This window comes from Nostoc sp. ChiVER01 (genome assembly GCF_034531155.1).
Classification (GTDB): Bacteria; Cyanobacteriota; Cyanobacteriia; order Cyanobacteriales; family Nostocaceae; genus Nostoc.
This window is the reverse complement of record NZ_JAVRBS010000010.1, coordinates 134,239-144,226: the sequence shown is the minus strand read 5'-3', so window position 1 is coordinate 144,226 and position 9,988 is coordinate 134,239. Positions and strand designations below refer to the sequence as shown.

Annotated in this window: 10 protein-coding genes; 5 read left to right on the top strand and 5 right to left on the bottom strand. The window is 42.3% G+C overall.

Annotated elements, in window-relative coordinates:
- Positions 1-678: leucine-rich repeat domain-containing protein (locus RMY00_RS15550; protein WP_322648392.1), on the bottom strand; the 678-nt coding region annotated here is incomplete at its 3' end.
- A gap of 252 nt (positions 679-930) precedes the next feature.
- On the opposite strand from RMY00_RS15550, the gene RMY00_RS15545 reads away from it, so the two are divergent.
- The gene (locus RMY00_RS15545) at positions 931-1,839 is read left to right on the top strand and encodes a peptidoglycan-binding protein (protein WP_322648391.1); all 909 of its coding nucleotides are present in this window, start codon (positions 931-933) and stop codon (positions 1,837-1,839) included.
- Positions 1,840-1,910: 71 nt separating this feature from the next.
- On the opposite strand, the gene hemJ is transcribed toward RMY00_RS15545, so the two are convergent.
- From hemJ to psbQ, 4 genes are all read right to left on the bottom strand, one after another.
- On the bottom strand, positions 1,911-2,492 hold the full coding sequence (hemJ, locus tag RMY00_RS15540) for a protoporphyrinogen oxidase HemJ (RefSeq protein ID WP_322648390.1): 582 nt from the start codon (positions 2,490-2,492) through the stop codon (positions 1,911-1,913).
- A 277-nt stretch (positions 2,493-2,769) separates the two neighbouring features.
- Positions 2,770-3,621 carry an alpha/beta fold hydrolase gene (locus RMY00_RS15535; protein WP_322648389.1) on the bottom strand — a complete coding sequence of 284 codons (852 nt, stop codon included), beginning with the start codon at positions 3,619-3,621 and terminating at the stop codon, positions 2,770-2,772.
- A 39-nt stretch (positions 3,622-3,660) separates the two neighbouring features.
- The gene (locus RMY00_RS15530) at positions 3,661-4,842 is read right to left on the bottom strand and encodes an FAD-dependent oxidoreductase (protein ID WP_322648388.1); all 1,182 of its coding nucleotides are present in this window, start codon (positions 4,840-4,842) and stop codon (positions 3,661-3,663) included.
- Between the two features lie 105 nt (positions 4,843-4,947).
- Positions 4,948-5,415 (bottom strand): photosystem II protein PsbQ, encoded by a 468-nt coding sequence (gene psbQ / locus RMY00_RS15525; protein ID WP_322648387.1) that lies wholly within the window; start codon positions 5,413-5,415, stop codon positions 4,948-4,950.
- A 360-nt stretch (positions 5,416-5,775) separates the two neighbouring features.
- Between psbQ and RMY00_RS15520 the strand changes: the two genes are divergently transcribed.
- From RMY00_RS15520 to RMY00_RS15505, 4 genes are all read left to right on the top strand, one after another.
- A complete protein-coding gene (locus RMY00_RS15520) occupies positions 5,776-6,204 on the top strand; it encodes a hypothetical protein (protein ID WP_322648386.1) in 429 nt (142 codons plus the stop codon).
- Positions 6,205-6,314: 110 nt separating this feature from the next.
- A complete protein-coding gene (locus tag RMY00_RS15515; protein ID WP_322648385.1) occupies positions 6,315-7,487 on the top strand; it encodes a hypothetical protein in 1,173 nt (390 codons plus the stop codon).
- Between the two features lie 301 nt (positions 7,488-7,788).
- Positions 7,789-9,228: an NB-ARC domain-containing protein gene (locus RMY00_RS15510; protein ID WP_322648384.1), complete on the top strand. Its 1,440-nt coding sequence runs from the start codon at positions 7,789-7,791 to the stop codon at positions 9,226-9,228.
- A partial coding sequence (locus tag RMY00_RS15505; RefSeq protein WP_322648383.1) for a tetratricopeptide repeat protein occupies positions 9,222-9,988 on the top strand: 767 nt, incomplete at its 3' end. The genes RMY00_RS15510 and RMY00_RS15505, both read left to right, overlap by 7 nt.

Sequence of the window (9,988 nt, the reverse complement as noted above, 5' to 3'; positions counted from 1 at the left end):
TTGCAGGTTGGTGAGTTGGCCAATTTCCGGTGGCAGACTGCTCAGTTGATTACTGTAGAGGTTGAGGGTTTGCAGGTTGGTGAGTTGGCCAATTTCCGGTGGCAGACTGCTCAGTTGATTACTGCGGAGGTCGAGCGTTCGCAGGTTGGTGAGTTGGCCAATTTCCGGTGGCAGACTGCTCAGTTGATTAATGTGCAGGTTGAGGGTTTGCAGGTTGGTGAGTTGGCCAATTTCCGGTGGCAGACTGCTCAGTTGATTACTGAAGAGGTAGAGGGATTGCAGGTTGGTGAGTTGGCCAATTTTCGGTGGCAGACTGCTCAGTTGATTACTGCGGAGGTCGAGCGAGCGCAGGTTGGTGAGTTGGACTATTTTCGGTGGCAGACTGCTCAGTTGATTACTGCGGAGGTCGAGCGATCGCAGGTTGGTGAGTTGGACTATTTCTGGTGGTAAACTGCTCAGTTGATTGTTTTCGAGGTTGAGGGTTTGCAGGTTGTTGAGTTGGACTATTTCCGGTGGCAGACTGCTCAGTTGATTGATGCTGAGGTCGAGCGATCGCAGATTGGTGAGTTGTCCAATTTCCTCTGGCAGCGTTGTTAAGCCTTTGCCAAAAAGGTCTAATTCTGTCACCTCATCTTTGACAGCTTCTTCAATAATTTGCAGCAGTTCTTCGTTAGTCATTTCGGGTTTTACAGAGGCTATGCCTGACGACGAGTTGCTGCTTGGACGCGCAGCAGAAAAATTGAGCTAATTAATAATTTAGCCTGTATCAGCGATCGCATTGAGGCAATGTGCGTGCGTTAGCGTAGCTCGTCGTAGACATCGCAGACTCCAGATGACCTCATATTTGAGGTTAGAGTATGGTTTTAGACGATATCAATTTTTAAAATGATGTTTAATATTTAGAACTTAGTAAATGAAAGCAAGTGCATAATGAAACTACAAGATTTCTTAGGAAAAGATGAGAAATGGTCATTTGATGCGATCGCAGATGATGCAGACTTGGCTCGTCAGATTCAGATATTGTTAATCGGTTTAGGTTTGCTGGAACCTCCAGCCGATGGCAAATTTGGCCCTGTTTCTGTGATATCTCTGAAAAAATTTCAAGAATTAATAAGGACTGAAGAGAATGGCTTTTTAGGAGCAGTCACAGCCAAAAAACTAATTGAAACTAAAATAGACGATCTTCCTAAACCCCCATTAAAACTAGGCAATGACATCGCTAGTAGGATTGTGAAATATATGCTATCCAAAGGTTATCAAGTATTTACCAATCCAAAAGAATACAACATTGTTTATATAGAGGGCATAAATGCAGACTGGAATCTCAACAGTGATATACCTAATCAATTTAACGATAGGCGGATTGTTATTGAAGTAGTAAATGGCGTTCCCAAAATCGTAGATCACTGGGAAGCTACTACAGAACCAGGGAAATACTACACTTATAATCCGATGAATCCCAAAGGAGCCGCTAGAATTCAGTTTGGACAATACAAAGCTTGGGCTGTTGGTATCCACGGCACAGCAGAGCCTCACGAAGCATTAGTGCAAGTTGGAAATATAACTGTTTGTAGAGATTTCAACAAAGATTTTAAACGAACTGGCGACAAACTTGATACAGGTAATGATTTTTATGTGAATCAACACTACGGCTTTGATTTTCCTCGGAATGATATTCGCCTTGCTAGCGCGGGTTGTTTAGTAGGACGGACTCGTAATGGACATAGAAACTTTATGGCTATTCTTAAACAAGACCGCCGTTATGTCGCTAATCACAAATATACTTTTTATACTACCGTGATTCCTAGCGATGATTTACTGAGAAACTTTCCAAGATGAGGTAATGGGTAGCATTTGTTGTTATGATGCAATTTTTAGTAAGGTAACACAGATGTGCTACCTTATTTTGTCTAACTTTGTTCTTGTGGTTGTCCTATTTGTGCCGTCAATTTCTCTTTATCTTGCCTGCGTTTTTTGGCGTAAAGTTGAATAGTAACTGCCATCAAAATAATCATGCCGAAAATAGCCCAAGCAGCAATATCTGTAGGTAGATTATTTTTAAACACAGCCAGCAACACGATCGCTACTAGCATAACTGTGGGCGCTTCATTTAAAGCACGTAATTGCTGACCACTCCAGCCACATTCATCTACTGCTAATTTCTTCATCAGCCGAGCGCAGTAATGATGATAGCCGATTAAAATGGCAACAAACAGGAGTTTTATATGCAACCAACCCTCTTTTAAAACGTCCGGTTCAGTGGTTAGTAAACCGATAGCCATTGCGATCGTCACATACATTCCTGGGTTAGTGATGATATAGTAGAGACGCTTTTCCATAATTTGATACTGATTTTTCAGTATCGTTCGGGCTGGTTCAGGTTCAAGGTTCGCTTCAACATGATAGATAAAAAGACGAACTAAGTAGAACAAACCAGCAAACCAAACTACAAATCCGACAATATGAAAGGCTTTAAACCATGAATAAGCCATGAATACTAATCTCCTTTACTTGTGGTTGTGAGGCATTTTTAATGGTAATAAAAAGTAGTCAGGAGCGAGAATTCAGAATTCAGAATATTCCATCTATTAAAGGATGGACTTTTAACAATAAACAAATTTGAATTCCGCCACTGAGTCTTCCATTTAGCGGACTACAGTGATGATTTTGCATCCTCTACTAATTGATTCTGATTCCTGAATTCTGAATTCTGACTCCTGAATTCTGACATTCATTTTTATAATATCGATTTTTGCCAATAGTATATTGTCAATGAGCATCTTTACGACGCACAAAGGGTAAAAGGTCTTCTAAAATCGCTTCGTGGTAGTGTTCTTGAGGATAATGTCCGACGTTATTAAGTTTTATTAATTCGGTATTTGGTGCGGACTTGGCAAAATTTTCGGCAATGTCTACGGATAACCAAGGGTCAATCATACCCCATTGAATCAGAATTGGCTGTTGCCATTCTTTAAAGCCAGATTCGATTTCTTTCATTGCTGAATCAAGCTGTAAATTGCGAATACTTGATAAGAGACTCCGCCCAGATGAAGAACTTTTTAAAAATGGTTTTCGATAAACATCTAATTCTTTATCCCCTATGCGATAACGGCTTCCACCTTCTAGTGTCCGGTCAACTAAAAGCGGGTCTTGGGTCATGACTTCACCTGCTAAAGGTAAACCCATTTGTTTAATTTTCCAGGGTAATTTGGCAGCAGTTGAAATTGGTGTATTTAAAATAGCTATATTGGCAATTTGTTCTGGATGACGCAAGGCATATTGTAGTCCTACAGAACCTAAAAATCCTTGGACAACTAAAGAAAAATGTTCAAGTTCTAGTGCTTTAACAAATCCTTCTAAAGCTGTGATAAAAGCATCAGGAGTGTAAGCAAAATCTCGCTTTTCTGGTTTTGCAGAAAAACCGTAACCAATCCAATCTGGAGCGATCGCTCTTGTCCCCTGATTCGCCAAAGCAGGTATAATATTACGCCAACTATAACTTTGTGAAACCAAGCCGTGTAGCAACAACACAGGCGCTAAGTCACTTCTGCCGATTGGTAAAGATTCCCGATAAAACCATTCCAGTGAATCTACATTGATTTTATTTTCTGTTATTGACACGCTATTTTCCTATATTTGTCATTTGTCATTTGTCATTTGTCATTTGTCAGGAATTATTATTCTCTTCTGCTTCCCCTGCCTCCCCTGCTCCCCCTGCTCCCTCATCTCCCCACTCCCCATTCCCTGAGAAATAATCATCTCACGAATCGCATAAGCTGTAGCGGGTGCTAGTAAAACGCCGTTGCGATAGTGTCCCGTAGCTAGGAGGACATTACTAAACCCTGGTAACTTACCAATAACTGGGGCTGGACGACCTTCAGGACGGGGACGTAACCCTGACCAAGTGCGGAGAATAGTTGCTGTGGCTAACTCTGGGCAAAATGCGATCGCTTGTTCTCTAACAGATTCCAGCAGTTCTTGATTTGGCGGTATCTCATCGCCATTGTTGGGAAATTCTACTGTTGCACCCACCCAATAATCTCCACCACCCACAGGAACAATATGCACATCGTTACCCGTTATCGCTGGCTGGAAGTCTGGATTACCTAACGGATGTCCTACACGCATTTGTAATGCTTGCCCAAGTACGGGGCGGATATCAATTATTTGATTTAATTTTGCTGTCAGTGGTGTTGAACCTAGCCCAGCTGCGACTACAAACCAATCTGCGGCTATTTTTCCTTCTGTAGTCTCAAGTTGAACACAAAATTGGGGGGAAGATTCAGGTGGTGAAGTTTGGACATCCAAAACAGCCACACCAAATTTGAAAGTTACACCGTTTTGCTGGGCAGCCTCAACTAAAGCTAATGTCAGAGCAGTTGGATCAAGTTGACGGTCTTGAGGAGAATAGACACCGCCAGTAATTGTTTCGCAATCAACTTGAGGACAGATATTTTTGAGTTTAGCTGTATCCCATATTTCTAAATGCCAGCCTTGAGAGTGGCGAACTTCTACAAGCTTTTCCCATGCTACTAAATTCTCCTCTTCCAAACCAAGACTGAGAATTCCCTGGCGATTAAAGGGGATTTTACGACCTGTTAAAGCTTCTAGTTCAGGAATCAAAGTTTCATAGCGTTGGATGCTAGTTTCTCGCATCTGCCAAGCTTTGCCCTTAATTTTTTGGCTGATTGCGCCCATTAAAACGCCAAGTGCAGCGCCCGTGGAAGCTTGTGCTGGTGGTTGGCGATCGCAAACCGTGATTTTCAGCCCTTTTACTAGACTCAGTTCGTAAGCGATCGCAGCCCCAACTACGCCACAACCGATAATAACTATATGACTCATTGCTGTTTTGAGGCGAAGATGGGAGAGATGTGGGAGATGAGGTAACAGGGGGAGCAATTTTTACCCTCCTGTTCCCTCATCCCCTTTGCTCATCTTACCTTGCGCTTAACTTGCCTCTGATTCACTGTTGGTCTCAGGAAGCAGATCGAGGAATTTGTCAATCTCTGCAAAAGCAGCTTGGGATTGATTTAAGGCAACTAGAGGATTGCCTGCACTAGTAGCTTTATCAAGCTTAACCAAGTCATTAAACAAATCTCGTGTTATTTGACGTGCTTTGGGTTGGTCATTGGGCAGAAGGTTGGAAGTGACATAAGTCAGGTTCAGCCTTGCTTCTGTTATGGGCCCATGTATAAAGTTACGCACATTGATCCAATCACCTCTTTGGATCAGGGTTTTCAACTCTTGTGAGCGATCGCGCACAGCCTGAATTTCAGGAACATAAGCCTGAATTTTTTCAAGTTGTAATGCTGTGTAAGTCGGAGGTGCGATCGCAACACCAGGGCCACCACAACTAATCAGGAATGTGGCCAATAGTACTAGAAAAAATGAAAAAATCGAGCGTTGACGCACCATATATTGAACTTAATTGCTTTTGGTTTACCGATTCACAGTGTCATTTTAGATCGCTAGCGCAGTCAATCGTTCTTGTCAGCCAAGGATTTTGCAGAAAATCTTGATATTTTCTCTAAAGAGCAGAGTTCCGTCTGCTTTTGAAGAATTTTTAAGTACAATTACTTAATAGGTGTTAGCCAGTCCCAAAAAGAAGCGATTTTTGGCATCTGCTTAGTAACGATGATTGTTAGGGAAGGATGATTTAGAGTTGCTAAATATCAAAGCTCTTGATAAGCTGAAACACCAATAATATAAGCCTTCTGGCGGTTTTTCTGTCTTCACATCCTTGAAGATGCCGACGCAATATAGGAGTGTTTTTTAGTGAACGCAGCTGAACAGGCAACGAACCTTGAACTCGCCAGCAACATTGCTACGGTGGTTAATTTGTTCAAATTCGAGTTTCCTGATGCCAAATCCGATCTCAAACCCTGGAAGAATGACCCGGAAACCAGGGAATTGGTAGATCCAGATTCTATAGATATTGGCTTTCACTTTCCTGGTATCAGCAAATCTTGGCGAAGTCGCAGTATTTTAATTCAAATTCGATTTTATCAAGATCCCATCAATAATTCCCGCCGTGCGATCGGCGTGGAGGTAGCTGGATTCGATCATCGCGGTGAAGCGTGGCGACTCTCTACGGTAGAAAACTGGAGTGTTGTCGGCGCATCTTCGCCTTCTGATGAAATCAAGGATAAGCTCAAACAAATTTGCCGACAGATTTTAGAAGTTTTTAATAAACCAAGTGAATGAAAGAGGTAGAAAGCAAAAGGAAACCTCTCCCATGTTCGTGCAGCTTCTTGTAGAGAGCATCTTGCAATTTTTAATTAATAATTTTTAATTTTTAATTGGAGCGAAGCGACTTGACCACTGTAATATTTGTACATGGCACAGGCATTAGGGAACGAGAATATAACGAAACCTTTCAGATAATTGAGCAAAAGATTCACGCCCAACGTCCTGATATCAAAGTTTCTCCCTGCCTTTGGGGTGCATTAGGTGCAAAGTTCAATTATAATCGGGCATCAGTACCCTTAGAGGATGCGACACTGGCTTTATCTCAAGAAGAAGAGGCAGAGATTGTACTGTGGGGGCAATTATACCGCGATCCTTTGTATGAATTACGGCTGTTGTCTTTGAAACCTGTTGAGGCAGGAAATCCCTTTGGGGAAGAACCAGGGGATGTTTTACAATCTCGTGTAGCCAGTCTCACTCCGGGATCTCAACTGGAAGCTAAGTTGCAAGAAGCAGGAATTGCAGAGGTATTTGAGCCAGCACGAGAGGCGGTTATCCATAGTGAACCGTATGAACACGCGTTGCTCACAGTTTCCGAATTTGATTTGAGTGAATATTATGCACCAATAGCTAGAGCAGTTGTGGCTCAAGCAATGTTTATTAGCGAACTGCAAGAAAAATTTCCCCCCATACTCACAGATGCCCATTTGCGGGATGAAGTTGTGGAATTGCTGACTCTGGCTTTGACAGAGGCGGAGTTAGGATTGGGTGGCTGGTTATTAAAGCCATTTGTTGAACTAGCACAGCACGGCGGAACAAATTATGTCAGAGGAAACCGCCTTGAGTTAACTGATAAAATTTCGCCTATGCCTGGTGATATTTTGTTGTATCAGACGCGGGGTGAAAAAATCAGGGCGTTTATCCAAGAACAGATTGAACAAGCAGAACCGCCAGTAGTTTTAATAGCTCATAGCTTGGGAGGTATCGCTTGTGTAGATTTGCTAGTGCAGCAGCAGTTGTCTCAGGTGGAATTATTGGTAACAGTTGGTTCCCAAGCACCATTTTTATATGAGATTAACGCCCTCTACAGCTTAGAATATGGGCAGTTATTACCAGAGCATTTCCCGCAATGGTTGAATATTTACGATTTACGGGATTTTCTCAGTTACGTGGGTAATAGAATTTTTCCTGATAGAGTGCAGGATGTGGTAATGGATAGCAGACAACCGTTTCCCCGTTCCCACGGTGCTTATTGGACAAATGCCAAAACCTGGGAGGCGATTATTTCGAGGTTGCCATAATGGTTTACTTTTTACAGAATCTAGAAAACCCCACTCAAAATCTCTCAAATACAAGGCTACGATGTACACACAAGTCGAATTACCCCCCTCAATCCCCCCTTGGAAAGGGGGGAAGCCGGAAATCTAGTTCCCTCCCCTTTACAAGGGGAGGGTTAGGGTGGGGTAAAAATCAGCTTCTTAAACTACTTCAGACTTGTGTGTACACCGTAGGAGAAACGCTAAAAGCCCCCTTTTTAAGTGGGTTGGGCGATCTCTTATGCCTAATTCCATATAACGGGAGAGGCTAGTCATCATGTAGTTGATGGCTAAACCTGAGCGAACATTTGGCTTAATTGTAGGTATTGAAAAGTACCACGAATCTGCTTGGAACGTGCCAGGTGGAGGGCCAGCCGATGACGCGCTGAAATTTGCTCATTGGCTGCATCAGCACGGTGTACCGAAAGAGAATATCCGGTTATGTTTATCAGCGCTGGAAGAAAATCAGCAGTTAATTGGGGAATGTGGGTTAACTGTAGAGTTAGCAACAGAGCAAAATATCTCCGACATTGTGACTAACTTTTTATCCCCAAAGTCGGGAGATTTACTCTACATTTTTTGGGCGGGACATGGTTTGATTACCTCAGAACGAGAGCGTCGGTTGCTTTGTGCTGATGCAAATAAACAGAATTGGCAAAATTTAGATTTGAATTCTTTATTAGTTTTGCTGGGTTCCGATAAATTTCAGATTCGGAATCATATTTGTATTATTGATGCCTGTGCCAATTATGTTTTAGAGTCGAAGGGAAGACCAACTAACTTAGGTGGCAAAACCTTTTTGAGTGGACAGCCACATAAAGATAGTCAACAATTTGTGTTACTGGCTACGCGGGAAGGAGAGCAAGCTAAGGTTTATTCTAAAAATAAAACAGGATACTTTTCTCAAGCGGTGAGAGAGGCTTTCGCTGAAGCTAATGGGAATTTTCCGCCGAATATGAAAGGAGTTACTGAGGCAGTTAAGCAGCGATTTATTAGTTTAGAGAAAAAACAACTGCCGACTTATTTTTATTCCCACAGTTGGGATGGAGATATCGAAAAATCTCATTTCAACCCGTTTGATATCCCGCATAATATCCAACAAAGTCAAGCTCGTAAGTTTGTCGGGAGGGATGAGCAAATAGAACAATTGCATCAGCTATTGCAGGCAAATGATGTTGTGGCTATTAGCGATGTTACTGGACAAGGTGGGGTGGGTAAAACAGAGTTAGCTATTCAATACTCATGGCAATATTTGGAAGATTATTCTGGCGGGTGTTGTTGGTTAAATCCCCAAGGAACTGATTTGGGAACCCAGTTAATCAACTTTGGCATGGTTCATTTCTCTAACTTCAATCCTCCTGAGCAATTAGATGCAACAGGTAAGGTTTTATATTGCTGGAAAAACTGGCAATCGGGCAAAGTTTTATTAATATTTGATGATGTCAAAGACTGGAAGCAAATTCAACCCTATCTACCGCCTAAAGGTTCTCGGTTTAAGGTGTTGATTACCACTCGTCAAAACACAGGGTTAACATATCCATCACTGCCGCTAGGTAAATTGTCAGCAGATGCAGCCTTAGAATTATTAACAACCCTGCTGGGAAAAGATAGGGTTGAGAAGGAATTAGAGTTTGCTAAGGGACTTTGCCAATTTGTGAATTATGTACCTGTTGGACTTTACCTAATAGCAGGACTGCGGCAAGAGCCAAGGAGCGAATCATGCTAGCAGACATCCTCGCACAGCTACAAAAGCAAGCATCAGCAAGCGAGTCTGGTGTAGCAGCAGCTTTTGAGTTGAATTGGCAATGCTTGGAACCAGAGGCGCAAAAGTTGGCTTGTCTGTTGAGTTTGTTTGCTTTGGCTCCTATCCCTTGGTCTTTGGTAGAATCAGCAGCAAGTTATAGCGATTTGGAATTTGATTTTAAAGCTAACTCCATTGTTTTAGTTGAGCGTTATCTGCTGCAAGAATTGGCAGAGAATACTTACCAAGTTCACGAACGCATTCGGGAATTATTGCAGCAGAAGTTAGAAGATTTGGCTGAAGCTGATGAACTTAAGCTCGGCTATTGTCAAGCAATGGTAGCAATAGCAAGGAATATTCCTCAGACACCCACATTAATAGAAATTGCTCAAACTAGCCTTGCCATCCCTCACCTTGCAGAAGTTGCAACAGTTGATCAAGATTGGATCAGTTTGGATTGGATCAGTAATGAAGATTTAATTTCGGCTGTTGTTGGCTTAGGTAGATTTTACAAAGAAAAAGGGACTGATGAGCAAGTTCTACTATGGTACGAGCAAGTTTTACCTTGGTATGAACAAAGTTTATTAGCCACCAGAAAACGCTTTGGAGAGGAACACCCCAATGTGGCAACTAGCCTGAACAATTTGGCATTACTCTACAAATCACAGGGAAGGTACAGCGATGCTGAACCTTTGTTAATCCAAGCTTTGACGATGAGAAAACGCCTGCTGGGGGATGAACACCC